The 24,128-nt window shown below is 46.6% G+C and carries 24 protein-coding genes; 9 read left to right on the top strand and 15 right to left on the bottom strand.

The genetic code is table 11. From position 1 onward, the window contains the following. Nucleotides 1-23 precede the first annotated feature (23 nt). The 5 genes from E4T80_RS05855 to ybaK all read right to left on the bottom strand — a co-directional run bounded on the left by E4T80_RS05855 (nucleotide 24) and on the right by ybaK (nucleotide 4,689). A complete protein-coding gene (locus E4T80_RS05855) occupies nucleotides 24-2,693 on the bottom strand; it encodes an MlaD family protein (RefSeq protein ID WP_135056000.1) in 2,670 nt (889 codons plus the stop codon). A gap of 93 nt (nucleotides 2,694-2,786) precedes the next feature. Then, nucleotides 2,787-3,233, bottom strand: a complete 447-nt coding sequence (fur, locus tag E4T80_RS05850; protein WP_047976975.1) for a ferric iron uptake transcriptional regulator — start codon at nucleotides 3,231-3,233, stop codon at nucleotides 2,787-2,789. 17 nt (nucleotides 3,234-3,250) lie between these two features. Then, the gene (gene fldA, locus E4T80_RS05845) at nucleotides 3,251-3,775 is read right to left on the bottom strand and encodes a flavodoxin FldA (RefSeq protein WP_135055997.1); all 525 of its coding nucleotides are present in this window, start codon (nucleotides 3,773-3,775) and stop codon (nucleotides 3,251-3,253) included. A 33-nt stretch (nucleotides 3,776-3,808) separates the two neighbouring features. Continuing rightward, entirely contained in the window at nucleotides 3,809-4,081 is a 273-nt protein-coding gene (gene ybfE, locus E4T80_RS05840; protein WP_047976973.1) for a LexA regulated protein, read from the bottom strand. Between the two features lie 134 nt (nucleotides 4,082-4,215). Continuing rightward, a complete protein-coding gene (gene ybaK, locus E4T80_RS05835) occupies nucleotides 4,216-4,689 on the bottom strand; it encodes a Cys-tRNA(Pro)/Cys-tRNA(Cys) deacylase YbaK (RefSeq protein ID WP_135055994.1) in 474 nt (157 codons plus the stop codon). 70 nt (nucleotides 4,690-4,759) lie between these two features. On the opposite strand from ybaK, the gene E4T80_RS05830 reads away from it, so the two are divergent. The 5 genes from E4T80_RS05830 (at nucleotide 4,760) to tehB (ending at nucleotide 8,925) form a co-directional block, all read left to right on the top strand. Beyond that, nucleotides 4,760-5,752, top strand: a complete 993-nt coding sequence (locus E4T80_RS05830; RefSeq protein WP_135055991.1) for an oxidoreductase — start codon at nucleotides 4,760-4,762, stop codon at nucleotides 5,750-5,752. A gap of 10 nt (nucleotides 5,753-5,762) precedes the next feature. Then, entirely contained in the window at nucleotides 5,763-7,058 is a 1,296-nt protein-coding gene (locus E4T80_RS05825; protein ID WP_135055988.1) for an NCS2 family permease, read from the top strand. Nucleotides 7,059-7,134: 76 nt separating this feature from the next. After that, entirely contained in the window at nucleotides 7,135-7,449 is a 315-nt protein-coding gene (locus E4T80_RS05820; RefSeq protein WP_135055985.1) for an HI1450 family dsDNA-mimic protein, read from the top strand. Between the two features lie 9 nt (nucleotides 7,450-7,458). Next, a complete protein-coding gene (gene hpaC / locus E4T80_RS05815) occupies nucleotides 7,459-7,953 on the top strand; it encodes a 4-hydroxyphenylacetate 3-monooxygenase, reductase component (protein WP_135055982.1) in 495 nt (164 codons plus the stop codon). 111 nt (nucleotides 7,954-8,064) lie between these two features. Then, nucleotides 8,065-8,925, top strand: a complete 861-nt coding sequence (tehB, locus tag E4T80_RS05810) for an SAM-dependent methyltransferase TehB (protein ID WP_135055979.1) — start codon at nucleotides 8,065-8,067, stop codon at nucleotides 8,923-8,925. 55 nt (nucleotides 8,926-8,980) lie between these two features. Here tehB and nudE read toward each other — a convergent pair whose 3' ends face one another. The 3 genes from nudE to msrP are packed head-to-tail and all read right to left on the bottom strand — an operon-like array spanning nucleotide 8,981 to nucleotide 11,095. Further along, nucleotides 8,981-9,529 (bottom strand): ADP compounds hydrolase NudE, encoded by a 549-nt coding sequence (nudE, locus tag E4T80_RS05805; RefSeq protein WP_047976967.1) that lies wholly within the window; start codon nucleotides 9,527-9,529, stop codon nucleotides 8,981-8,983. Nucleotides 9,530-9,539: 10 nt separating this feature from the next. Then, nucleotides 9,540-10,145, bottom strand: a complete 606-nt coding sequence (locus tag E4T80_RS05800; RefSeq protein ID WP_135055976.1) for a protein-methionine-sulfoxide reductase heme-binding subunit MsrQ — start codon at nucleotides 10,143-10,145, stop codon at nucleotides 9,540-9,542. After that, nucleotides 10,145-11,095: a protein-methionine-sulfoxide reductase catalytic subunit MsrP gene (msrP, locus tag E4T80_RS05795; protein WP_135055973.1), complete on the bottom strand. Its 951-nt coding sequence runs from the start codon at nucleotides 11,093-11,095 to the stop codon at nucleotides 10,145-10,147. Before msrP ends, E4T80_RS05800 begins: the two co-directional genes overlap by 1 nt. Before the next feature lie 82 nt (nucleotides 11,096-11,177). Here msrP and E4T80_RS05790 point away from each other — a divergent pair, with 82 nt between their 5' ends. Continuing rightward, nucleotides 11,178-11,738, top strand: a complete 561-nt coding sequence (locus tag E4T80_RS05790) for a sigma-70 family RNA polymerase sigma factor (protein WP_047976964.1) — start codon at nucleotides 11,178-11,180, stop codon at nucleotides 11,736-11,738. After that, nucleotides 11,739-11,918 (top strand): anti-sigma factor family protein, encoded by a 180-nt coding sequence (locus tag E4T80_RS05785; RefSeq protein WP_047976963.1) that lies wholly within the window; start codon nucleotides 11,739-11,741, stop codon nucleotides 11,916-11,918. Between the two features lie 67 nt (nucleotides 11,919-11,985). Here E4T80_RS05785 and E4T80_RS05780 read toward each other — a convergent pair whose 3' ends face one another. Genes E4T80_RS05780 through E4T80_RS05770 form a run of 3 tightly spaced genes read right to left on the bottom strand, consistent with a single transcriptional unit; the run spans nucleotide 11,986 to nucleotide 14,226 of the window. Continuing rightward, the gene (locus tag E4T80_RS05780) at nucleotides 11,986-12,735 is read right to left on the bottom strand and encodes an amino acid ABC transporter ATP-binding protein (protein WP_135055970.1); all 750 of its coding nucleotides are present in this window, start codon (nucleotides 12,733-12,735) and stop codon (nucleotides 11,986-11,988) included. Nucleotides 12,736-12,737: 2 nt separating this feature from the next. Continuing rightward, complete coding sequence (locus E4T80_RS05775) at nucleotides 12,738-13,421, bottom strand: amino acid ABC transporter permease (protein WP_228064843.1); 684 nt, start codon at nucleotides 13,419-13,421, stop codon at nucleotides 12,738-12,740. Nucleotides 13,422-13,443: 22 nt separating this feature from the next. Further along, nucleotides 13,444-14,226 (bottom strand): amino acid ABC transporter substrate-binding protein, encoded by a 783-nt coding sequence (locus E4T80_RS05770; protein ID WP_135055962.1) that lies wholly within the window; start codon nucleotides 14,224-14,226, stop codon nucleotides 13,444-13,446. Between the two features lie 250 nt (nucleotides 14,227-14,476). Between E4T80_RS05770 and rho the strand changes: the two genes are divergently transcribed. Continuing rightward, nucleotides 14,477-15,739, top strand: coding sequence for a transcription termination factor Rho (gene rho / locus E4T80_RS05765; RefSeq protein WP_047976959.1), 1,263 nt, complete (start codon nucleotides 14,477-14,479; stop codon nucleotides 15,737-15,739). Between the two features lie 39 nt (nucleotides 15,740-15,778). Here the strand turns inward: rho and pssA are convergent, their stop codons facing one another. The 4 genes from pssA to znuA all read right to left on the bottom strand — a co-directional run bounded on the left by pssA (nucleotide 15,779) and on the right by znuA (nucleotide 22,367). Then, nucleotides 15,779-17,146: a CDP-diacylglycerol--serine O-phosphatidyltransferase gene (gene pssA, locus E4T80_RS05760; protein WP_135055959.1), complete on the bottom strand. Its 1,368-nt coding sequence runs from the start codon at nucleotides 17,144-17,146 to the stop codon at nucleotides 15,779-15,781. A 268-nt stretch (nucleotides 17,147-17,414) separates the two neighbouring features. Beyond that, the gene (ileS, locus tag E4T80_RS05755; RefSeq protein WP_135055956.1) at nucleotides 17,415-20,228 is read right to left on the bottom strand and encodes an isoleucine--tRNA ligase; all 2,814 of its coding nucleotides are present in this window, start codon (nucleotides 20,226-20,228) and stop codon (nucleotides 17,415-17,417) included. A gap of 29 nt (nucleotides 20,229-20,257) precedes the next feature. Continuing rightward, complete coding sequence (gene ribF / locus E4T80_RS05750; protein WP_135055953.1) at nucleotides 20,258-21,265, bottom strand: bifunctional riboflavin kinase/FAD synthetase; 1,008 nt, start codon at nucleotides 21,263-21,265, stop codon at nucleotides 20,258-20,260. Nucleotides 21,266-21,440: 175 nt separating this feature from the next. Beyond that, a complete protein-coding gene (gene znuA, locus E4T80_RS05745) occupies nucleotides 21,441-22,367 on the bottom strand; it encodes a zinc ABC transporter substrate-binding protein ZnuA (RefSeq protein ID WP_135055950.1) in 927 nt (308 codons plus the stop codon). Nucleotides 22,368-22,543: 176 nt separating this feature from the next. Between znuA and ubiD the strand changes: the two genes are divergently transcribed. Next, entirely contained in the window at nucleotides 22,544-24,010 is a 1,467-nt protein-coding gene (gene ubiD, locus E4T80_RS05740; protein WP_135055947.1) for a 4-hydroxy-3-polyprenylbenzoate decarboxylase, read from the top strand. Nucleotides 24,011-24,128 lie beyond the last annotated feature (118 nt).

The raw sequence follows: 24,128 nt of genomic DNA, 5'->3' as shown, positions 1-24,128 counted from the left end.
ATTAGGAATCACATTAATAAAACTTACTCCGCAACACCCTGATCCCAGCTTGACGCTTCATCAGGTGTTTTACGTTGTAAGCGGAATCGGCGGTTAGGTTCGGCTTGCGGCTGAACCACTCTGCCGGACGGTGTAGAGAAAGTAATGCCTCCGTTCAACAGTTGCGACATTGTGCCGGAGTTAATACTTGCCCCACTCAAACTGATGTCCATAGTATAGCCGGACGATGCCCAAAATTCACTATTTTTACGCACCAAATGCTTATATTGATTCGCAATCCGCAGGTGAATAAGCACCCGATCGCCTAGCTCGCTCAAGCTCAAACGCTGCACGCTGCCCACCTGCATTCCACGATACATTACCGGCGCTTGCGGGGTAATACCGTTGGCATCGCTGGTTTCTACGATAATCGGAAAACCGTTGCCATATAAGGTTTTTGCCGTATCCGTATCGGCAATTTGAAACTGAGTTTTACGCTCACCGCCGCCCACCTCAACGTTCAGGTAATTTTGTACAACCGCATCAAGATTTTTCACGCCGGTTGTGTCAATTTCAGGGAAAACAGCACTGAATCGGCTGCCCGATTTAGCAATCAGCGGGTAGTACTGCCCTTCAATGTAAGCGGTCGCTTTAATCTGTTTTTTTGCATTGTCCAGTTGTAACCTTTCGACCGTGCCGACCGTCAGCCCCATATATTTAATCGGCATACCTTTGCTTAATTTCGAGCCATCTTTGGCAAACAGGGTCAAATAGGTATTGCCAGAAGTTGCTTTCGCATAACTGGCGTAAAGGGTTTTATTGCCTTTACTGCCGTGATTATCGACGCTGATCGCCCCTTTTAAACTGCGCATTAACGGCGAGGCTTGCACTTTTAAACCGTTGCCGGAGAGATCGACCTGCACCGCCGGTTCAATCCAAAATCGGCTGGTGTCGCCCACCAAATGTCGATGTTTCGGATCAATATAGAGATCAACACTAAATTGATTTTTTTGCGGGCGGATATTCAATACTTCACCGATTTGGAACTGGCGGAACAGCACCAGCGAGCCTTTATCAATCCCGGATAACTCTGTGGCAGTTAGCGTGAGCGTCGGGCGTTTATCATCGTTTACAATACCAGCTTCGGCATTCTCGGCATTTTTATAAAGCGGATAACGGGTTTTCGGCTCGCCGCTCGGCTTATGCGGCAGAATACGGATACCCCCTTTAAGCCATTCACTCGGTGAACCGGAGTGGATACGCAAACCGTCTAACCCAACGGACACATCTACGTTGGAAATAGCGATAAATTGGGTATTCCCTGCGATTAAATGGCGGTAATTTGGGAAGATAATCGCCTCAAAGGTAACATTTTCAATACTTAATCGACGTTTTAAAATCTCCCCGACCTGCACATCATTGTAATAAATGCCCTGCCCTTGCTCCACGCCATAGGCTTTCGGCGCAGTTAAGGTCAGTGCCAGCACATTCGGCAGGTTAAGCAAATAATCCGATTCGCGTTCTACGGTAAAATGGCGTTGCGGCTCACCTTTGCCTGCTTTAATATCAAAATAAATGCCACGGAACAATTCGCCGATTTTGCTGATTTGCTCTTTGTTTAAATCAAAGCGGGGTTCACGCAACAAAATATGCGAGCCGCTACGCAGCAGATCGAGATGATTCGGGTCGATCAACAATGTCCCCTGTAACATTCCTTTCGGCGTACTTTCAGCCTCAGGGTTTTCTGTGGCATTTGCCGTTGGCATTTCAAGTTGCGACAACACCCCAATTTGCAAATTTTGATAATAGACGGGCGTTTCGTTCACTTTTAAATTAGGTGCAATCGGAATATTCACTTTCACTTCCGTGCCACGCAACGCCGCCTTTAAATTTTCAAATAAGGCAAATTTTTGCCCTTGTGCCGCCGCCGGTGAGTCGTCCGGCGAGTCAAAGGCAACTGCCCCTTGCACCACCGAAGCCAAGCTATCGACCTCAACATTCAGCCCTGCCAAGCCGGCATTGATATTCACCCCGCTGATGTTCCAGAAATGGCTCGCTTTTTTGACTAAGTTGGCATATTTTTTGTCGATCACCACGTCAATTTCAACTTTCTTTTGATCGTGGGTGAAGCGGTAATCGGCAATGTTGCCGACCGGCACTTTGCGGAAGTAAACGCTTGCCCCAACTGTGATCGAGCCGAGATCGTCCGACACAAGCCTCACCAGCAAATCGCCGTCCGTTACCGTAATCGCCGGCGGTTCTTCCTCTGCAATGAAATCATAGCGGTTCTTTGCTTCACTCTCGTCAGTCGGGAGCAAGGTGATGTAATTCCCCGATACTAACGCGTCTAACCCCGACACCCCTGCTAACGAAGCGCTGGGTTTAACCAGCCAGAATTTCGTGCCTTCCTTCAAGACCGATTTCGCTTCAGGGTTGATCTCCGCTTCAATCTGCACTTCTTTCAGATCATTAACAAAATAGACTTTCTTCACCTGCCCGATCTGCAAGCCTTGATAGCGGATCATCGTTTTGCCGGCGGTAATCCCGTCTCCCTCTTTAAAACGAATGGTGATTTTCTCGCCCTGCTCTTTGAGAATTTGGAAAAACAGTAAAGCGCCGATCGCAAAAGCGACGATCGGCAACAGCCAAAACGGTGAAATTTTTCTCGGTTGGCGGACTCTTGCCGCAACGGGTTGTGAAGTGGTTTCTGTCATTGTATTTCAATTAATAGACGTAAGCGGTGAGATTTTACACAAAATTGGCAAAATCTCACCGCTTGTTAGAAAGAAAAACGAAAAGAGGTTAGGTTATTTTTTCTCTTTTTCATCACATTTTTGAATGTTGCTACATTTGCCGTACAAATACAAACTGTGATTTGCCAGTTCAATACCGTGCTGTTGGCTAATTTCACGCTGGCGGCGTTCGATTTCGGAATCTTTAAACTCAAACACTTTACCGCAGTCCATACAGATAATATGGTCGTGTTGGTGATTGTAGTTTAATTCATAGACCGCTTTGTTTGCATCAAAATTATGGCGGGTCAAAATGCCCACTTCCTCAAATTGATTTAACACACGGTAAACCGTTGCCAAGCCAATTTCGGATTTTTGCTCTAACAGTAATTTATAAATATCCTCAGCCGCAAAATGTTGAAGGGTTTCTCGGGTGTTTTGCATCAATTCAAGAATGGTCAAGCGCGGTTCGGTTACCTTCAGCCCGACGCTTTTTAATAATTTCGTATTTTCTTCAGACATTTTTGCCTCCTGCTGGTTTACGCTAATTCGGCTAAATACATTTCATCAAAAATTTGTTTACACCAACGACTTACACGCTCTTCGGTTAATTCCGGTTGGCGATCTTCGTCAATACAGAGACCGACAAAGGTATTTTCATCAACTAAGGCTTGCGAGACTTCAAAAGTGTAGCCTTCTGTCGGCCATAATCCGACCAAAGTTGCGCCGTTTGGTTCGACAATATCTCGGATTGTCCCCATTGCATCGCAAAAATATTCGGCGTAATCTTCTTGGTCTCCGCAACCGAAAATACCGACAATTTTGCCAGTAAAATCAATTTCTTTCAGGGTTGGCATAAAATCGTCCCAATCCGCTTGAGATTCACCATAATACCAAGTCGGGATACCGAAAAGCAGAAAATCATAGGCTTCAATATCTTCTTGGGTGCTTTTTGCAATATCACGAATATCGACTAAATTTTCGCCCAATTTCTTTTGGATCATTTTTGCGATATTTTCTGTGTTTCCGGTATCACTACCGTAAAATAAACCGACAACAGCCATTTAAGTTACCTATTTATATTAAAAATCAATGGGTTAATCATTGATATAATTCGTTAAAATCATTTCGATCAATTGTCCACGAGACAGCCCTTTTAAACGGGCCTCCTGTGCCAATGCATTCACCAAATCCGAGTGTAGTTTAAGCTCAACACGCCTTAATCCCGAAGAACGATCTCGTTTTAGTTGATTACGTTTGTTGATGCGGACTTGTTGCTCTCGACTAAGGGGATTGGTGCGTGGTCGCCCAACTTTTGGCATTGATGCGAACAGATCAAGCGTAATACAATCTGAATCTTGTTTTGCCATTTTGATTTATGGGCTAAGCGCCCCTCAACAAATGAGAATGAGAAGCCAATTACTAAAGTGCGAACTATACCATAATCTCAAATGATTGAAAATGGGCTTTCTTTGCTCTTTGGCTATCCTTTAAATTGTTCGATCTATTCACTAATCTCCGCAAAAATGGCGCCCGTCAGCACGGCTAAATCTTGGGCGTTCAGCTCTATATCCAGCCCCCGCTTACCGCCGGAAACAAACACGCTCGCAAACTGTTGCGCCGATTGGTCGATCACCGTCGTCAAACGCTTTTTTTGCCCAAGCGGGCTAATGCCACCCAGCAAATAGCCGGTGGTTTTCTGGGCAATCGTTTTCTCCGCCATTTCCACCTTTTTCACGCCTAACGCTTGGGCTGCCCGTTTCAGATTTAACATTTTTGACACCGGAACAACCATCACCGCTAATTTTTTCTGATCGCCGTTTTCGGCAACCAGCAAGGTCTTAAATACTTGATCGGCATTTAAGCCGAGCTTCTCGACCACCTCTTGCCCGAAATTCGTATTGTTCGGGTCGTGATCGTAGGGGTGAAGTTGAAATGCAATTTTTTGTTTTTTAAGTAAATTAATCGCAGGTGTCACGGTTTTTCCTTTCGCAATCATTGTTAAAACAGAGTAAAATCCGTTTTTATTTTGACAAGAGATCGAAAAAATGGCAAATCTCCATTTAGCAATCGCAGCCGATTTTTTATTGGCTGAAAAACTCCTCGAAGCCTTAGAAAACAGTACGCTCAATATTGCGCAAATTTCCGCCGTTGAACTGGAACATTTTGGGGAAGAACACTCCCTGCGCTTCGGCACAAAAGCCGTCGCCCAAATTCCGTTGGACGATGTGGATTGGTCGCAATTCAGCCACGTTTTATTTGCCGGCAAAATGGCGCAAGCGGAAGTGCTGGCAAGTGCCGTGCAAGCCGGCTGCATTATTTTAGATTTATACGGTATCAGTGCTTTAATCGGCGATGTGCCGGTCATTGTGCCAAGTGTGAATAACGAAGCGATCGAAAATATGCGGGAACGCAATATCGTAGCCCTTGCCAATCCGCAAGTCAGCCAACTTGCCTTAGCGTTAAAGCCTTTACTGGATCAGCCGTTGACACATATTTTTGTCAGCTCGTTATTACCGTCCGCCTATTTTGGTGATGAAAAAGTGCGTGAGCTGGCAGGACAAACCGCTCAACTATTAAATGGTATTCCCCTTGATGCAGACACCGCCCGTGTTGCGTTCGATACCGTACCGGCAAATGTACAAGGTGAAGAAGCGAAGCTGCCGTTTTCCCGTGCGTTTGAATTGCAATTTGCAAAAGTCTTGCCGCAACTGACCGCTTGTCTGACCTTTCATTCGGTACAAGTGCCGGTCTTTTACGGCGTATCGCAAATGGTAACGGTACAATCAAACTACCCGATAGACAGCTATACGTTGAGCGAGCAGTGGCAGCAACAGGCGTGGTTAAACGTTAACCTTGAGCAAATTATCACGCCGGTTAAAAACGGCGAAAATGACGATGACCGCCAAAATGCGCTACAAATCAGCCAGTTACTTGAGAAAAACGACGCTACTGTGCAATTTTGGACGGTAGCGGACGAGCAACGTTTCAGCTTGGCGTTCCTTGCCGTCGAACTCTTAAAAATCGTGTTAGATAACTAAAGGAACAAGAATGTTAGACAAACTCTTTCAACTCAAACAAAAGCAAACCAGTGTGAAAACCGAAGTGGTTGCCGGTATTACCACCTTTTTCACAATGGTGTATATCGTGTTCGTCAATCCGTCTATTTTAGGCGTGGCGGGAATGGACAGCCAAGTGGTGTTTGTTACCACCTGTCTGATCGCCGCATTCGGTACAATCGCAATGGGTTTATTCAGTAACTTGCCGATTGCCCTTGCGCCGGCAATGGGGTTAAACGCCTTTTTCGCCTTTGTGGTGGTGCAAAAACTCGGTTACTCTTGGCAGATTGGAATGGGCGCGATTTTTTGGGGCTCGGTCGGGCTTTTTCTGCTCACCTTACTGCAAGTGCGTTACTGGTTTATGTCCGCCATTCCCCTCGGTTTACGGGTCGGGATCGGGGCAGGTATCGGCTTGTTTATCGCCTTGATCGGCTTTAAAAATATGGGCTTGGTGGTCGCTAATCCGGCAACGTTGGTCGCCTTGGGCGAGTTGCACGATCCGAAAGTGCTAATGGGGATTTTAGGCTTCTTTATCATTGTGGTTTTAAGCGCCAAAGGCATTCACTCAGGCGTGTTAGTGTCTATTGTCGTCATCACCGGCTTGGCATTAATCTTTGACCCGAGCGTAACCTTTAACGGTGTTATTTCAACGCCGCCAAGTCTGGAAGCGGTTGTCGGGCAAGTCGATATTGTCGGTGCATTGGATACTGCCCTGCTCGACATTATCTTCTCCTTTATGTTGGTGAACCTATTCGACTCCTCCGGCACGCTGATTGCCGTGACCAACAAAGCGGGCATTGCCGATAAAACGGGGCGTTTCCCGAAAATGAAACAAGCCTTGTATGTGGATAGCATCAGCGCAATGGCAGGGTCGTATATGGGCACATCGGCAATCAGTACCTACATTGAAAGCGGCTCCGGTGTTTCGGTCGGCGGACGTACCGGCTTAACCGCCATCGTAGTCGGTCTCCTCTTTTTACTCACCATTTTCTTCTCGCCGCTTGCCGCGGTTGTACCGCCTTATGCCACCGCCGGTGCGTTGGTGTTTGTCGGCATTTTAATGGCGTCCAGTTTAATTGAAGTCAAATGGGACGATCTCACCGAAGCTACGCCGGCATTTATTACCACCGCAATGATGCCGTTTACCTATTCCATTACCGAAGGGATCGCATTCGGCTTTATCAGCTACTGTGTAATGAAACTCTGTACCGGCAGACTAAAAGAGATCAACGCACCGGTGACGGTGGTATCGCTACTGTTTATCGCTAAATTTATCTGGGTCGGCTGATTTTGCTAAAAAAGCATACCATCTAACCGCTTGTTATTTGCCACAAAGCAACATAACCCATAGACTAGGAGAAACTATGAGCACAAAATTAACGCCCTATGAAGCTATCGACATCGCTTACGACACCTTTTTGGAAATGGCGGGCGAACATCTCGACCCTGCCGATATTCTGCTGTTCAACTTACAGTTTGAGGCGCGTGGCGCAGTCGAAATGGTCGAAACCGGCGATAACTGGGACGAAGAAATCGGCGTGTTGATCGACCCCGATGCCTTTGCAGAGGTGTGGGTCGGCTTAGTGAATGAGAACGACGAAATGGACGATATTTTCGCTCGCTTCCTGATTTCTCACGACGCCGAAGACCGCCAATGCCACGTTATTTGGAAACTATAAGGATAAATTATGGCTGACATTTCCCCCTTTTCCTATCAATTCCGCGAGGCAATGGCACATCTGTGCGCTGCCGTCAGCATTGTTACCAGCAACGGCTGCGCCGGTAAAGTCGGCATCACCATATCGTCCGTCTGTTCGGTAACCGATACACCGCCTACACTATTGTTTTGCGTCAATCAAAGCAGTACCCTGCACGACATTATCAAGCAAAACGGCAAAGTGTGTATCAACGTACTGAACCCGCAACACGAAGCGTTGGCAAAACATTTCGCTGGAATGTTAGACAGCACAATGGACGAGCGGTTTGAATGGGATATTTGGCAAGAGAGCGACAGCCGCCAACCTATCCTCAAAGATGCCGTGTCCGCATTGCAAGGCTACATCATTGACAGCCATAGCGTCGGCACGCATTCGGTCTTTTTTGTCAAACTGACCGATATTCAAGTGAAAACGGACGATGCGTTAGTCTATTTCGCCCGCCAATTTAAAACGCTTTCCCTTTGATATATATCAAAGCAAATAAAAAGACCGACTATTTTAGTCGGTTTTTTATTGTGAGCCGATCAGAAAAGGGTAAAATTGCCCTATACTTTCCCCTTATCACAGGATAATACAATGCAAGATTTAATTTGCTATAAGCAGTTGCCCGTCTGGCACGCCGATACGTTACCCCAAATGTTTCAAGAAAAGCACAATACGAAAGTCGGTACTTGGGCAAAATTAACCGTCCTAAAAGGTGCATTGAAGTATGACGAACTCAATGAATCCGGCGAGATCATCAGTGAAACAGTGCTTGACGCCAACCATCAGCTCCCCCTTGTCGCCCCGCAAGTGTGGCATAAAATAACGGCGCTTACTGACGATCTGCAATGCCAGTTAGCCTTTTATTGCCGCGCGGAAGATTACTTTGCGAAAAAATATCACCTCACACCAACCCACTCGGAAGTGCTGAACGCAATGCCGTATCTTCAGCAGGGGCACGCCCTCGATCTCGGCTGCGGGCGGGGACGCAATACGCTCTATTTAAACCTAAAAGGCTTTGAGGTAACGGCACTCGATCACAATCCGGACAGTATTCAATTTTTAAACCGCATTATTGAACAAGAACAGACGCAGCGGCTTCACACCGGCATTTATGACATCAACCAAGCCACTCTGACAGGTGAATTTGATCTGATTATCTCCACCGTTGTAATGATGTTTCTTCAACGTGAGCGTATTCCGCACATTATTGCCGATATGCAACAACACACCAAAAGCGGCGGCTATAATTTAATTGTGTGCGCAATGGACACGGCGGAATACCCTTGCCCAATGCCGTTTTCGTTCACCTTTAAAAGCGGTGAATTAAAGCAGTATTATCAAGGGTGGGAACTGATTAAATATAACGAGAATGTCGGTGAATTACACAAAACCGATGCACAGGGCAATCGGATCAAACTGCAATTTGCCACAATGTTGGCAAGAAAGCCCTAAACTTAAACAAGCGGTCGGTTTGCAAACAAAATCTGCAAATTGACCGCTTGTACTCTTACCGTGCAGCTAAATATGCCTTGAGTAAAAACAGCGCCGCTAAATTGCGGGATTCGGCAAAATCGGGATCGGCTAGTAATCGGTCAATCTCCGACAGGGGAAAACGTACCACTTCCAACGGTTCGGGCTCATCGCCCGATGCCAGCGGTGAAGGGTACAAATCTTCTGCCACAAACACGTGCATCAACCCAAACATATGGCTGGGGCTGGAATAGAGTGAGCGTAGTAATGTCAGTTTACCCGCAGCAAATCCAACTTCCTCGCGTAACTCTCGGTTTGCACTTTGTTCTGGGCTTTCTCCTTCATCAACCTTGCCTTTAGGAAAAGTAAGTTCGTAGCGTTCCGGCCCGACCGCATATTCTTTAATCATTACCAATTCATTTTGATGAATCGGGACAATCATCACGGAAGGCAATTTGCCGGGCTTGAGGCGTTCGTAAGTGCGTTGTTCACCATTAGAAAAACGTAAATCAACGGATTGAATATGAAAAACATTTCCCTTCGCTAAGGTGGAAACAGAAAGAATTTTTGGAAGCGATTTTGACATTGCAGCTCCTTTATGAAGTCAAACGGCTAATCAGCCTGATAAAATAGGGATAAGCGTACTTCCAAAAAATAATGATCATCACCCCGCTTGTCATCACCACCGCCCCGAAACTGATACTTTTCACCGACTGGTAGTAATGAATCACCGCAAGCACTAATGCCACATAGGCAAGTTGATGCACTCTCCCCCAATATTTACCCAGTTTTTGTTTTAAACGGGGTAACGATGTGAGTGCCATTATACTTAAAATCACAAACGCGAGAAATCCCATTAGTAAATAAGGGCGGCGAGTAATTTCGTGGCTAAAAAGGGTAATATCCAACCCTAAATCCAACCAAAGATAACAGCCGATATGCAGCCCTGCCCACGCAAACGCCCACAAACCGAGCGGACGGCGTAAAATTTGATAGTGGTTTTTCCCAAGCAGTTGCAGCAAAATCCCCAGCCCAAACATCACAAAAAAGATAATCAATGCCGTATAGCCTAGAAAATGTTCGATCTCTTTCACTGGATCGCTGCCAAAAATATAGGCATTTTCAGTGAGAATGCCATACCCCAACCAGCCGAACGGCATTGCACAGCCAAGATGAATCAACAGTCGCCAATACGCTAACATTAGAAATGTACCCTTAAATCCAAACCTTTATAAAGATGCGCTACCTCTTTTTCATAGCCGTTGAACATTAAGGTCGGTTGGCGTTTTACCGACAGTAATCCGCCGCTACCGATAATACGTTCCGAAGCCTGCGACCAGCGGGGGTGATCCACATTCGGATTAACATTGGCGTAAAAACCGTACTCCTGCGGTGCTAATTTTTCCCAAGTTGTATGCGGGCGGGTATCGGTCAAACTGATTTTGACAATCGACTTAATGCTTTTAAAGCCGTATTTCCACGGCACAGCTAACCGAATCGGCGCACCGTTTTGCGGCGGCAACGGCTTGCCGTATAAACCGACTGCAAGTAAAGTTAAAGGGTGCAATGCTTCATCTAAGCGTAATGCCTCGACATAAGGATAATCAATGCCACCACCGAAAAAGTAATTTTTCTGCCCCGGCATCTGCTCGGGATCAAACAGCGTGTGAAACACCACATATTTCGCTTTGCTTGTCGGCTTCGCTCGTTCAATTAAGCGGGCAAGCTCAAAGCCGACCCAAGGGATTACCATTGACCACGCCTCTACACAGCGAAAACGGTAGATCCGTTCTTCAAGGGGAAAGGTAGTAGTGAGCTGGCGATAATCCAAGCTGAACGGATTTTCGACTTCACCCTCAATTGTTAATTGCCACGGATCCGTTTTGAAATTTTTGGCATATTGTGCCGGCGAGCCTTTATCCACACCAAATTCGTAGAAATTATTGTAGCCCGTTACCTTATTTTCAGGGGTTAATACCAAGCCGTTTTCACTCGCTGTTTGAAAGGCAAGCGGGGAGTTCTCCGCCATTTCTGCCAAACTTATTTTCGGCAACATTGATCCGGCAATCCCTAAACCGAGAGCTTGGATAATTTTACGGCGTTGGTTGAAAATATGTTCAGGGGTAATGTCATTTGCAGGCAATCTTAGCATTTTATCCTCAAGGGTTTAGTAAAAAATATTTTCCTTTTGACAGGAATAATTTAGAATCCTTACAAAATTTAAGGAGAAAATAATGCATACATTATCCAATTCAGAAATCACTGACATTCGATTGCAAATGATAAAATTTGCGACCTTACAACTTTCCGATCCTGATCTTGCGGAAGATATTGTACAAGAAGCTCTAGCGTCCGCCTATAAACACGCCGGCACATTTCGTGGACAATCGGCACTGAAAACGTGGATCTTCGCCATTCTCAAAAATAAAATTATTGATGCGTTGAAAATCCGCAAACGTACGGTTGTGCTATCGGATATCACCGAAAGCGACAATACCGAGCAATTTTTTGACCAACACGGGCATTGGGGTGAAAAAGATTTAGTTTCGGAATGGCGTAACATTCAATCCGCTGTCTATCAAAAAGAATTTTGGGCGATTTTCAATATCTGTTTGGATCACCTGCCCGCACGGCAAGCAAAGATTTTTATGATGCGAACGCATTTGGAACTGACGAGTGAGGAAATCTGTCAGGAATGTAACATTTCTGTTAATAATTTAAACGTGATACTATATAGAGCAAGAGTCCAACTCCAACGCTGCTTATCTAAAAATTGGTTCGATGAGGAAACCTAAATGCAATGTAAACAAGCCACTGAGCTGATCTCCCTTGCCTATGAGCAATCGCTTTCGGCTCAACAACAATTTCGTCTCAAACTTCATTTGGTTATCTGCCCTTATTGCCGAGCATTCCGTCGCAATAACCACAAACTCCACCAACTGATTAAGCAGTATTGTCGGCAGGATCACCCATAATCACGGGATAACAAGCGGTCGCTTAGGCGACCTTTTTTGCAAAATCGTTGCAACAACCGCCCGCTTGCTATGCCGTTTTCAAACGTTGTAGGAAACGCTTCGTCCGCTCGTGTTGCGGGTTGGAAAAAAGGGCTTGCGGCGATCCCTGCTCCACAATTTCCCCACCGTCCATCACCACCACAATATCGGCAACATCAAGGGCAAATTTGATTTCGTGCGTAACCATCACCATTGTCCAACCTTCATTTGCCAACGATTTCATTGTATTTAGCACATCTTGTACCAATTCCGGATCGAGAGCTGAAGTCGGCTCGTCAAACAACATCAATTCCGGCTGAATAGCTAAGGCTCTGGCAATCCCTACCCGCTGTTGCTGACCACCCGATAACTGAAAGGGGTAATGATCACGTTTATCCGCCAGCCCGACTTTCTCTAACAGTGCCAAGGCTTCCGTTTTTACCTGTTCAAGCGGTCTGTTCTGCACAAAAACCGGCCCTTCCATCACATTTTCCAATGCCGTTTTGTGCGGAAACAGATTGTAATTTTGGAATACCATTCCGGAACGGCGTCTCAACGCTAAAATGGCTTTTTTGCTTGGGCGGGCGGCAAAATCCACCGACAAAGGTTCTGCATTTTCAAACTGAATCGTGCCTTGCTCCGGCATTTCCAACGCATTCAGGCAACGTAAAAAAGTGGTTTTACCCGAACCGGACGGGCCTAAAATCACCACCACTTGCCCTTTTTGAATATCTAGGTCAATCCCCCGCAAAATGGGGTTCTGACCAAAGGTTTTATGAATATTTCGGATTTTAATCATCGTTATTTCGCTACATAGCGGTCAAAGCGTTTTTCGAGCCGCGCTTGAATAATAAATAATACCCAACAATAGCCCCAATAAATCAAGCCGGCTTCGATATACACCGGCAAAAAATCGTAGGACATATTCGCCACCTGCTGTGCAACTCGAAACATTTCCGTAACCGTTACCACTGAAGCAAGGGAGGTATCTTTAAATAAGCCGATAAAGGTATTGCTGAGCGGCGGTACGGCAACCCGAAAGGCTTGCGGTGCAATAATGCGGCGAAACGTCTGCATATAGGTCATACCGATGGTATAACCGGCTTCCCACTGCCCTTTCGGTACGGATAAAATCGCCGCGCGAATGGTTTCCGAGCCATACGCGCCGATATTCAACGAAAAGCCGATAATCGCTGCCGGAATCGGATCGATAAACACGCCGATCGCCGGCAAACCGTAAAACACAATGCAGATTTGCACCAACATCGGCGTGCCACGGATAATCGAAATATAGACTTTCACCCAAAACAGCAGCAGGCGGTGCAAAATATGTTGTGAGGGACTCACCCGCACTAATGCGACCGCCACAGCAATCACCATTCCGATCAAAAAAGAAGCGATCGCTAACGGGATAGAGACTAAAATCGCCGCTTTTACCATCGGCCAAAAACCGTTTATGACCAATTCCGCTCGGGCATCGGTCATAAACGGGAGGGCGGCTAACAGATCATTTAACACTGATATCTTTTCCAAAGAATTGCTCGCCCAATGCTTTCAGCGTACCGTCTTGCTGTAATTCAACTACCGCCGCACTGATTTTAGCTAAGGCTTCATCATTGCCTTTATTGGCAATAAAGCCCGCCCCGACTTTATCCGCCGACTCCCACACGCTTTTCAAACCGGCATTTGGGTTTTTCTTTAAATAATCCAACAATGCGAGGGAATCGTTAAAGGTAACGTCTGCCCGTTTTTGTTGAATTAACAATAAGCCCTGCGCCATACCGTCAATCGGCACAATCTCCGCCTGATATTTGCGGGCTAATTCACCGTAGTTTGAGCTGAGGGTTTGCGCGGCTTTCAGCCCTTTTACATCTTCCGGTTGTTTAATCCGGCTTTCATCTTGGCGGGCGACCAACATCGCCCCCGACCAGCTGTATGGTTCGGATTTATCAAATGTCGCTTGACGCTCCGGCGTGGTGAGTGCCACTTGGTTTGCCACCAAATCAAAACGCTCGCCTTTTAGCCCCGCCAACATTGCGTCCCATTGGGTTTCCTTAAACTCAACCGTTACCCCTAATTTTTCCGCTACCGCACGGGTAACTTCCACATCGTAACCGGTCAATTTACCGCTGGCATCGTGGTAAGTAAACGGGGCGTAAGTCCCTTCCGTGCCGACCGTGATCGTGCCTTTATCATTGATACGTTCCAATAAACTCTGCTTGGCAAAAGCCGTTGTCGAGGTTGCCAAAACAGCCACAGATAACACCATTGTTGATAATTTTTTAAACATAAAATGCCCCCTTTTAATAGGTAATCTCAATTTTTGCCAATTTAAGCGAAAATCCGACCGCTTGCCAAATAACTAAATCGCATATTATCAAACGAAAGGTTTGATCTGCTTTTTGCCTAACAAGCGGTCATTTCACACAAAAAATTTGCAAAAACGGCGATTTTGCGTTATTCTTCGCCACCTCAATTCAAGTAACTCAATTCTGAATTAATCTTTACATCCAATCTTATTAACAAAATACATATCTATTATGCATCTTACAGAATTAAAAAATACGCCCGTGTCGGAGCTTGTCCGCATCGGTGAAACACAGATGGGTTTGGAAAATTTAGCCCGTTTACGCAAACAAGACATTATCTTTGCCATTCTAAAACAACACGCCAAAAGCGGTGAAGATATTTTCGGTCAAGGCGTGTTGGAAATTTTACCGGACGGTTTCGGCTTTTTACGCTCTGCCGACAGTTCTTACTTAGCTGGGCCGGACGATATTTACGTTTCGCCGAGCCAAATCCGCCGTTTCAACCTACAAACCGGCGATTCGATTGAAGGCAAAATCCGCCCGCCGAAAGAGGGAGAACGCTACTTCGCTTTGTTAAAGGTCGATCGTGTCAATGACGATAAACCTGAAGTGTCCCGCAGCAAAATCCTGTTTGAAAACTTAACCCCTCTCCACGCCAATTCCCGTTTAAGAATGGAACGTGGCAACGGTTCAACCGAAGATTTGACCGCCCGTATTTTAGATTTAGCCTCGCCAATCGGGAAAGGGCAGCGTGGCTTGATTGTTGCACCGCCAAAAGCGGGGAAAACGGTATTACTACAAAACATTGCCCAAAGTATTACCCATAATTATCCGGAATGTGAGCTGATCGTCCTCTTGATTGACGAACGTCCGGAAGAGGTTACGGAAATGCAGCGCTCAGTAAAAGGGGAAGTGATTGCCTCCACCTTTGACGAACCGGCAGCCCGCCACGTTCAAGTGGCGGAAATGGTGATTGAAAAAGCCAAACGCTTGGTCGAACATAAAAAAGACGTGGTTATTCTACTCGACTCCATCACCCGCTTAGCGCGTGCTTACAACACCGTAACCCCAGCTTCGGGGAAAATTCTATCCGGTGGGGTCGATGCTAACGCCCTACACCGCCCGAAACGTTTCTTTGGTGCAGCCCGTAACGTGGAAGAAGGCGGCAGCCTAACCATTATTGCCACGGCGTTGGTTGATACCGGCTCAAAAATGGACGAGGTAATTTTCGAAGAATTTAAAGGGACGGGGAATATGGAATTACATCTCTCCCGTAAAATTGCGGAAAAACGGGTCTTCCCGGCAATTGACTTTAACCGCTCCGGTACGCGTAAAGAAGATCTGCTTACAACGCCGGACGAGCTACAAAAAATGTGGATCTTGCGTAAAATTCTTAACCCAATGGGCGAAGTGGAAGCAATGGAGTTCCTCATTGATAAATTAGTGGTGGCAAAAACCAACGATGAATTTTTTGAAATAATGAAACGTTCGTAGCCCAATTAGAAAACGCCTCAACCGAGGCGTTTTTTATCGCTAAAGCAACATTTTGACAATTTTATCCAATTTCACCCGCCCGAATTTTTTCAGTAATTTTTGCACTTTATCCGGATAATCCTTCAATTTCTCCAAATCACTGTAATGGGTAAGCACATTGGTGTGGGTGCGAATCTGTGCCAATTCTTGATCGGCTTTGGTCTTTAATTGTGCCAGCGGGTCGGAAATCAGCACGGCATTTTCCGCATCCAATCCCCACGCGCGCGGATTGAGATTATTACCAGTCAATAAAATATAACGGCTGTCAATCCAAACACCTTTAAGGTGGTAGCTGTTATTCTCGTGCCGCCACAAGCGGATAGTTAATTGCCCGTTCTGAATAAAAGCATCGAAGCGTTTGGCAAATGCCCGCAGATTTTTTTCGTATAGATAAGGTAGCGCGGACGCCATTGTAAAAGGCTCGTCCGGCGGTGTGTAGAAATCGTTGGCTGTTTTATCGCCAACCACAATTTCAATCTGTTTGCCCGTCTCCAACAACCACGCAATGCGGTTACGCAATGAACGGGGGAAATTAAAATAAGGGGTGCAGATCGTCAGCTTTTCACTGACTTGATAAAACAGCGCCTCAATCGTTTTATTCAGTCGGTTTTTACGTCCTAAGCCGATCAATAACGCCAGCATTAGCTGTTGATCGTCAAGCGTTTGCCCCTGATATTGATACTGCTGTTGGCTCAACTGCTTGCGGAAGGCTCTTACAAGCGGGCGGATCGCCGCCGTTTTTTGCCGTTCGCTCACATCCAAACGGCTGACCGCCGGATTATCTAAAATCTGCTGTTGAATAAAAGCGACTATTGCATCGGCAAGCTGTGGATTTTCGATCTGGTGATAGCGGTCGTAGCGGTAACGTTCGAATTGTTGCAAATAGACATTGTTGATGCTTGCCCCGCTGTACAGTAAGGTATCATCAAACACAAAGCCCTTTAGGTGCAACACACCGAAAATTTCACGGCTGTTGATCGGTACGCCGAAAAACGCAATGTCGTTCTCTTGCGGCAAAGCGTATTTTTCACGCATTTTGAGATACCAATCGGCATTGCTACTTTGATCTTCCGCTCCAATCAAGCCCCGCTGCGCCCGATGCCAATCGACCAGCACTTTAATTTCCAACGCCGGATTGGCGATTTTCGCTTGATAAAGCGCCTCTAAAATCTCTTGCCCGGCTTCATCTTTCTGCCAATACAGTGCCGTGATATAAATGCGCTGTTTGGCTTGGCTGATCAGCTGTAAAATGCGTGTTTTGAACGCACGGCTATCAGTCAAAAAATAAATCTGTTTTGCCTGCTGAGGCATAAACGGCAGATTGTCGATCCATTTTTTCGCCCGATTTTGTTTGTTTAAAATTAGCATTTTGCCCTCTTAAAACTCATTGCAAGCGGTCGGATTTTGCCTTTTTCTTCAATATTATATAGCAGTTGCACAAAGTCATTTTTTGTCCGCTTGTAGGGACACACTGCGTGTGTCCAGATTTTAACCTATTGAAATAATTTGATTTTTATAAAGGACACACGCAGTGTGTCCCTACATTCTGTTAAAATTTCTACTTTTGTGTATTTGCTACGTAATACCGTTTTTCTTGCCATAACCCACCGCTTGCGACCGATAATTGCAATCGGCGTTATGCGAATTGACGCACTTCGCCGCTGCCTGCCACATTTTCAACACAACGTGGGCAGAGTGTCGGGTGTTGCGGATTTACGCCGATTTTGTCGGAATAGTGCCAGCAACGTGGGCATTTCTCGCCCGCCGCCCGCTCGACTTTCACCGCTAAACCGGCAAGCTCACCTTCTGCGACATCGGCATCCGCCAATGGTTTCACTTCCGCTTGCGAGGTAATTAACACAAAGCGCAGTTCATTGCCTAATTGTGCTAAAAGCGGACGAATATCCTCATCGGCATATACGGTAACTTTCGCTTCCAGCGCCGCACCAATCAACTTATCATTACGGGCTTGCTCTAACACACGATTGACTTCCGCCCGCACTTTCAACAGTTTTTGCCAGTAGCTGTCGTCCAAGGTTTCATTTTCACCTAAGCCGAACAAGCCTTGATAAAACTCCTCGGTAAACACAAATTCCGCCCGATTATCCACTTGCGGTAAATAACCCCAAATTTCATCGGCGGTGAACGATAAGATAGGCGCAATCCAACGGACTAGCGCTTCGCTGATGTGCCACAATGCCGTTTGGCAGCTACGGCGGGCAAGGCTGTCCGCTTTGGTGGTATATTGGCGATCTTTGATGATGTCTAAATAGAACGACCCCATTTCAATGGAGCAGAAGCGCATTAAACGCTGCACGACGGCGTGGAATTGGTAGTTATCGTACGCCTCTTTGATGTCGTTTTGCGCCTCTAATGCACAGCTTACCGCCCAGCGATCAAGGCTGATCATCGCTTCCGGTTCGACTAAATCCCGTTTCGGATCAAAGCCGTTTAAGTTTGCCAGTAGGAAACGTGCCGTGTTACGAATCCGGCGATAAGAATCCGCCGCACGATTTAAAATGTTGTGCGACACGGAAATTTCGCCGGTGTAATCCGTTGATGCCACCCATAACCGTAAAATATCCGCTCCGTTTTTGTTCCATACTTCGCTTGGTACGATGACATTACCAAGGGATTTGGACATCTTGCGTCCTTTTTCGTCCACCGTGAAGCCGTGGGTTAATACTTGTCGGTATGGCGCTTTGCCGCTGGTGGCGGTGGAAAGCATTAACGAAGACATAAACCAACCACGGTGCTGATCCGAGCCTTCCAAATACATATCCGCCGATTTGCCGTTAAATTCAGGGCGTTGTTCAACCACCGAGGCATAGGTCGATCCGGAATCGAACCACACATCTAAGGTATCCGGTACTTTACGGTAAAGCTCCGCTTCTGCGCCTAATAACTCGGCAGGATCAAGATCCCACCACGCTTGAATACCGTGTTGCTCGACCCGTTTTGCCACCTCTTCCAGTAATTCTAACGTGCGTGGGTGAAGTTCTTCCGTCTCTTTGTGGACGAACATCGCCATTGGCACGCCCCAAGTACGTTGGCGGGAGATACACCAATCCGGGCGGTTCGCCACCATTGTATCAATACGGGCTTCGCCCCAGCTCGGAATCCAACGTACGCCTTTAATTTCGCCTAGGGCTTGACGGCGTAAGCCTTGGGTTTCCATTCCGATAAACCATTGCGGTGTGGCACGGAAAATAATCGGGGTCTTGTGTCGCCAGCAGTGTGGGTAGCTGTGTTTGATACGGGTTAATTTCAGCAAGGTACCGGTTTCTTTTAATTTTTCGATGACTAAATCGTTGGACTCAAACACGCCCTTGCCGCCAAAAAACGGCACGTCCGCTTTAAATAAGCCGTCATTTGCAATTAGCCCTGCCATTTCCAATTGGTATTTTTGAGAGACAATAAAGTCGTCCTGACCGTGATCCGGTGCAGTGTGAACCAAGCCTGTACCGCCGTCGGTGGTAACGTGATCGCCCAAAATAAACGGTACGCTAAACGCATAGAACGGGTGATTAAAGCGTAACAATTCCAGATCCTGCCCTTTCGCTTCACCTAAAACGGTTACTTGTTCAACGCCGACCGCCTTCGCCACGTCTTCGACCAGTGCCGCCGCTAAAATAAAGCGTTCATCGCCAAATTGCACTAACTGATAATCTAATGCGGCATTGAGGGAAATTGCACGGTTAGACGGCAATGTCCACGGAGTTGTCGTCCAAATCACCGCCGAAATCTGCCCGTGGCCTTTACCTTCACTGTCAAATTTCGCCTCGATCTCACCGCTTGCTACCGCCGGAAAACGCACATAAATAGACGGCGAGACTTTATCTTCGTATTCCACTTCCGCTTCCGCCAAAGAAGAACCGCAATCCAAACACCAATGCACCGGTTTTGAGCCTTTATAGAGATGCCCGTTGGCAATCACTTTGCCGAGGGTACGGATAATATTGGCTTCGGTATTGAAATTCATTGTGAGATAAGGGTTATCCCAATCGCCCAAAATCCCCATTCGGATAAAATCGGCTTTCTGCCCCTCTACCTGCTCTTTCGCATAATCACGGCAGGCTTGGCGGAACTCGGCAGCGGAAATGTTTTGATTCGGTTTCCCCACCAACCCTTCTACTTTCAGCTCAATCGGCAAGCCGTGGCAATCCCAACCAGGTACATAAGGGGTATCAAAGCCAAGGGCGGTTTTGGACTTCATAATAATATCTTTCAAAATTTTATTCACTGCGTGCCCTAAGTGAATATTTCCGTTTGCATAGGGTGGGCCGTCGTGCAGAATAAAGGTTTTCTTGCCCTTTGAAGCCGCACGAATTTTTTGGTAGAGCTGCTTTTCGTACCAATTTTTCAACATATCGGGTTCACGCTTGGCGAGATCCCCACGCATAGGAAAGCCTGTTTCAGGCAAATTCAGAGTGTTTTTGTAGTCTGTCATATTATGATGTCCCAATAAATAGAAATGACTCAAACGCCGCAAGCGGTCGGACAAGGCGGATTATTTGCAAAAAATATCGGATATTGGACCGCTTGATCGGCAAAAAATGTCTCAACCGTTTTTACATCTTGCTCAATTTGATGCTTTAACGCTTCAAAATCGGCAAATTTAATTTCTGCTCTCACTTTCTTCAAAAAACGCACCGCAATGGTTTGCCCGTAAAGATTGCCAGCAAAACGGAAAATATGCACTTCCAACAGAGGCTTTGTACCGTTAATGGTCGGGCGGTTGCCGACATTGGCAATCCCTTGAAATACACCTTGTGCGGTCTCTACTTCCACCGCATACACCCCTTGGATTGGCGTTACCAAACGGTGCAGAAAAAGATTAGCGGTCGGAAAACCGATAGTTCGCCCCAATTTATTGCCGTGTGCCACCCGTCCCCGAATGGTATAAGGTTTACCGAGCAGTTGCGCAGCCAGCGTTAAATCGTCCGCTTGCAAAGCCTCCCGAATACGAGAGCTGCTGATGCGTGTCTGTTCAAAACAATGGCTGTGGCTGTTTTCCACCTCAAATCCAAACTGCTTGCCTGCATTCAATAAGGTCGTAAAATTACCCTGTCGGTTTGCACCGAACTGAAAATCGTCCCCCACGCTTAAATAGCGCACCTTTAGCGTCTCCACTAAAAATTGCCGAATAAAGCCATCGGCAGATTGTGCAGCAAAACGGGCATCAAAACGCACACATAGCACATAATCCACCCCTGCCTGTGCTAAATAATGCCATTTATCCCGTAGCCGCATTAGGCGGGCGGGGGCGGTATGAGGTTGGTACTGTTGTGCGAAAAATTCCCGTGGCTGAGGTTCAAAAATCATCACCACCGAAGGCAAGCCAAGTTCAGCCGCTTTTTGTAATAGACGTTGCAAAATCTGCTGATGCCCTAAATGCACCCCGTCAAAGTTACCGATGGTCAGTACACAACCGTTGGCTAACTCGGCGTGGCGGGTGAAATGGTGAATACCTCGAATTAACTGCATTGAATGATGATCGGCTTTTTAAGCAAAAATAAAGGTCGATTATACAGACAAGCCGGCAAAAAATACAGTTAAACCCAATAATGCTGCTTTTTGTCGGTTCTCAACGTAAAAGGGCAAAAAAGGCGTATCCGATGATACGCCTTTTTATTGAGAAAAAACGAAAGGTAAAAGAAGATTATTGTGCTAAGCACTGACTAAATTGGTCGGCAAGCGATTGCAAAAATTCAGTATACGCGGTTTTGCTTAATGTAATCTGTGCGCCGAGGGGGTCAAGCTGCCCGATTTTTGCGTCAGTGTATTGGGCTAAACTGGCGATCACTTTCGGGGTAAATTGCGGTTCGGCAAACAGGCACTTCGCTTGGTTTTTCGCAATATGTTGCTTAATTTTGGTGAGCGTTTTCGCACCGGGGGCGACTGTCGGGTTGATTGTAAACGCACCGAGCGAATTTAAGCCGTAAGCACGCTCAAAATAGCCGTAAGCATCGTGAAAAGTGTAATATCCCTTAGCTTTAAGCGGCGAAAGTTGAGCCTCAATCTGTTGGTGTTTTTCCGTGAGGGCTTGCTTAAATTGTGCTAAATTTTGGGCAATTTTTGCCGCCTGTTCCGGCATTTTTTGACTTAATCGATCGGCAATTTGTTCGGCAATCTGTTGGCTGATTTGCGGTGAAAGCCAAACGTGCCAATCTTTATCGTGATCGTGGTGATGATCGTGATGCGAATGTGCGTGCGTTTCGTGGTCGTGGTCGTGGTCGTGGTCGTGGTCGTGGTCGGAAGATACCACTAATTTTTCAATTTCAGCGATTTTTTCCAACGTAAAAACCTTCTCTTGCGGTAATTTTGCTACGCTTTTCGCCAAAAAGCCTTCCATTTCGTCCCCAATCCACACTACCAGTTGCGCAGACTGTAACGCCGCCATATCGGACGGTTTCAAGCTGTAATCGTGAGGCGAAGCCGTTACCGGCAATAACACGGTGGTGTCTGTTACGCCGTCTGTGATCGCATTGGCAATAAAACCGAGGGGCTTGATGCTGGTTAGCACGTTGGCTTGGGCGACTGTTCCCGCTAATAATAAGGCAAGGCTAAGTGCGGTTTTTTTAAACATTATTTGTCTCCTATTCTGTCGTGGGCGAGCATAGTAGCAGAATTGCAAAATAAATCCATAATTTTTTTATTGTTATTTAATTTGCAAGATTTTCCCCTCAACCGACCGCTTGCAAGCGGTCAGATCCCGTCAAATTTTTGCTATACTGCACCAAACGAGTGATAGGACAACATCAGATGAAATACAAAAATTTACGGGATTTTTTAGCCCTGCTTGAACAGCAAGGCGAGCTAAAACGGATCAGCCAAGAGATCGATCCCTATTTAGAGATGACTGAAATTGCCGACCGCATCTTACGCAAAGGCGGGCCGGCACTGCTTTTTGAAAAGCCGAAAGGACATAGTGTACCTGTGTTGTGTAACTTATTCGGCACACCGAAACGGGTGGCGATGGGAATGGGGCAGCCCGATGTGTCGGCGTTGCGGGAACTGGGCAAATTATTAGCCTTTCTGAAAGAACCTGAACCGCCAAAGGGGATCAAAGCCTTGTTCGGTCAGCTCCCCCAATGGAAACAGGTGCTCAATATGCCGACCAAAACGGTGAGTAAGCCGGATTGCCAGCAGGTCGTGTTAAGCGGCGATGAGGTCGATCTTTATCGGCTACCGATTATGCACTGTTGGCCGGGCGATGTTGCTCCCTTAGTTACTTGGGGGCTGACCATCACGCAAGGGCCGCACAAAAAGCGGCTCAATCTCGGCATTTACCGCCAGCAGCTCATCGCTAAAAATAAGCTGATTATGCGTTGGCTCTCCCATCGTGGCGGAGCATTAGATTTTCAAGAGTGGAAGGCAGCCAATCCGGACAAACCTTTTCCGGTGTCTGTGGCATTGGGCGCAGATCCCGCGACGATCTTAGCCGCAGTAACGCCTATACCCGACAGCCTTTCCGAATATGCCTTTGCCGGTTTACTGCGCGGACATAAAACAGAGGTGGCAAAATCAATCAGCAATGAGTTGGACATTCCCGCCAGTGCCGAAATTGTGCTGGAAGGCTACATCGACCCGAACGAAACGGCGTTGGAAGGCCCTTACGGCGATCATACAGGCTACTATAACGAGCAGGAATATTTCCCTGTGTTTACTGTTACTCACATTACAATGCGCAAAGATCCGATTTACCACTCCACTTATACGGGGAGACCGCCCGATGAACCGGCGGTGTTGGGTGAGGCATTAAATGAAGTGTTTATCCCGATTTTACAAAAGCAATTTCCCGAAATTGTGGATTTCTACTTACCACCGGAGGGCTGCTCCTATCGCTTAGCAGTCGTAACCATTAAGAAGCAATACGCCGGACACGCCAAGCGGGTGATGATGGGGGTGTGGTCGTTTCTGCGTCAGTTTATGTACACCAAGTTTGTGATTGTGTGCGATGACGATGTGAATGCACGGGATTGGAAAGATGTGATCTGGGCAATCACCACTCGCTGCGATCCCGCCCGTGATACGACAATGATTGAACACACGCCGATCGATTATTTGGATTTTGCCTCGCCGATAGCGGGGCTTGGCTCAAAAATGGGGATTGACGCCACAAATAAGTGGGCGGGCGAAACGCAACGGGAATGGGGAACGCCGATCCAAAAATCGGCGGAAGTCGTCAATAAAATCGATCAAATTTGGGCTTCCCTGGGGATCGATTAGATAACTTTCTTCTATTGAATTTAGGGCAATTTGCCCTAAATTTTTACAAACCTTTTACCTATTTTATCAATACCATTTTCTCTCTTGAAAAATTTGATTTAGTTCAAACAACTTCCAC

Source organism: Muribacter muris, from assembly GCF_004569585.1.
Taxonomy (GTDB): Bacteria; Pseudomonadota; Gammaproteobacteria; order Enterobacterales; family Pasteurellaceae; genus Muribacter; species Muribacter muris.
Note: the sequence above shows the minus strand (reverse complement) of the source record. Positions and strands in the feature narration are given on the sequence as shown.

What these genes read in the sequence shown, in the direction of transcription:
- E4T80_RS05830 (WP_135055991.1), top strand. Translation starts at nt 4,760, where the DNA reads ATGGCAAATCTCCATTTAGCAATCGCAGCCGATTTTTTATTGGCTGAA.
- tehB (WP_135055979.1), top strand. Translation starts at nt 8,065, where the DNA reads ATGCAAGATTTAATTTGCTATAAGCAGTTGCCCGTCTGGCACGCCGAT.
- msrP (WP_135055973.1), bottom strand. Translation starts at nt 11,095, where the DNA reads ATGCTAAGATTGCCTGCAAATGACATTACCCCTGAACATATTTTCAAC.
- E4T80_RS05780 (WP_135055970.1), bottom strand. Translation starts at nt 12,735, where the DNA reads ATGATTAAAATCCGAAATATTCATAAAACCTTTGGTCAGAACCCCATT.
- ribF (WP_135055953.1), bottom strand. Translation starts at nt 21,265, where the DNA reads ATGCAGTTAATTCGAGGTATTCACCATTTCACCCGCCACGCCGAGTTA.
- E4T80_RS05775 (WP_228064843.1), bottom strand. Translation starts at nt 13,421, where the DNA reads ATGACCGATGCCCGAGCGGAATTGGTCATAAACGGTTTTTGGCCGATG.
- ubiD (WP_135055947.1), top strand. Translation starts at nt 22,544, where the DNA reads ATGAAATACAAAAATTTACGGGATTTTTTAGCCCTGCTTGAACAGCAA.
- E4T80_RS05820 (WP_135055985.1), top strand. Translation starts at nt 7,135, where the DNA reads ATGAGCACAAAATTAACGCCCTATGAAGCTATCGACATCGCTTACGAC.
- znuA (WP_135055950.1), bottom strand. Translation starts at nt 22,367, where the DNA reads ATGTTTAAAAAAACCGCACTTAGCCTTGCCTTATTATTAGCGGGAACA.
- fur (WP_047976975.1), bottom strand. Translation starts at nt 3,233, where the DNA reads ATGTCTGAAGAAAATACGAAATTATTAAAAAGCGTCGGGCTGAAGGTA.
- rho (WP_047976959.1), top strand. Translation starts at nt 14,477, where the DNA reads ATGCATCTTACAGAATTAAAAAATACGCCCGTGTCGGAGCTTGTCCGC.
- E4T80_RS05800 (WP_135055976.1), bottom strand. Translation starts at nt 10,145, where the DNA reads ATGTTAGCGTATTGGCGACTGTTGATTCATCTTGGCTGTGCAATGCCG.
- E4T80_RS05770 (WP_135055962.1), bottom strand. Translation starts at nt 14,226, where the DNA reads ATGTTTAAAAAATTATCAACAATGGTGTTATCTGTGGCTGTTTTGGCA.
- ybfE (WP_047976973.1), bottom strand. Translation starts at nt 4,081, where the DNA reads ATGGCAAAACAAGATTCAGATTGTATTACGCTTGATCTGTTCGCATCA.
- E4T80_RS05825 (WP_135055988.1), top strand. Translation starts at nt 5,763, where the DNA reads ATGTTAGACAAACTCTTTCAACTCAAACAAAAGCAAACCAGTGTGAAA.
- E4T80_RS05790 (WP_047976964.1), top strand. Translation starts at nt 11,178, where the DNA reads ATGCATACATTATCCAATTCAGAAATCACTGACATTCGATTGCAAATG.
- hpaC (WP_135055982.1), top strand. Translation starts at nt 7,459, where the DNA reads ATGGCTGACATTTCCCCCTTTTCCTATCAATTCCGCGAGGCAATGGCA.
- E4T80_RS05785 (WP_047976963.1), top strand. Translation starts at nt 11,739, where the DNA reads ATGCAATGTAAACAAGCCACTGAGCTGATCTCCCTTGCCTATGAGCAA.
- nudE (WP_047976967.1), bottom strand. Translation starts at nt 9,529, where the DNA reads ATGTCAAAATCGCTTCCAAAAATTCTTTCTGTTTCCACCTTAGCGAAG.
- pssA (WP_135055959.1), bottom strand. Translation starts at nt 17,146, where the DNA reads ATGCTAATTTTAAACAAACAAAATCGGGCGAAAAAATGGATCGACAAT.
- fldA (WP_135055997.1), bottom strand. Translation starts at nt 3,775, where the DNA reads ATGGCTGTTGTCGGTTTATTTTACGGTAGTGATACCGGAAACACAGAA.
- E4T80_RS05855 (WP_135056000.1), bottom strand. Translation starts at nt 2,693, where the DNA reads ATGACAGAAACCACTTCACAACCCGTTGCGGCAAGAGTCCGCCAACCG.
- ileS (WP_135055956.1), bottom strand. Translation starts at nt 20,228, where the DNA reads ATGACAGACTACAAAAACACTCTGAATTTGCCTGAAACAGGCTTTCCT.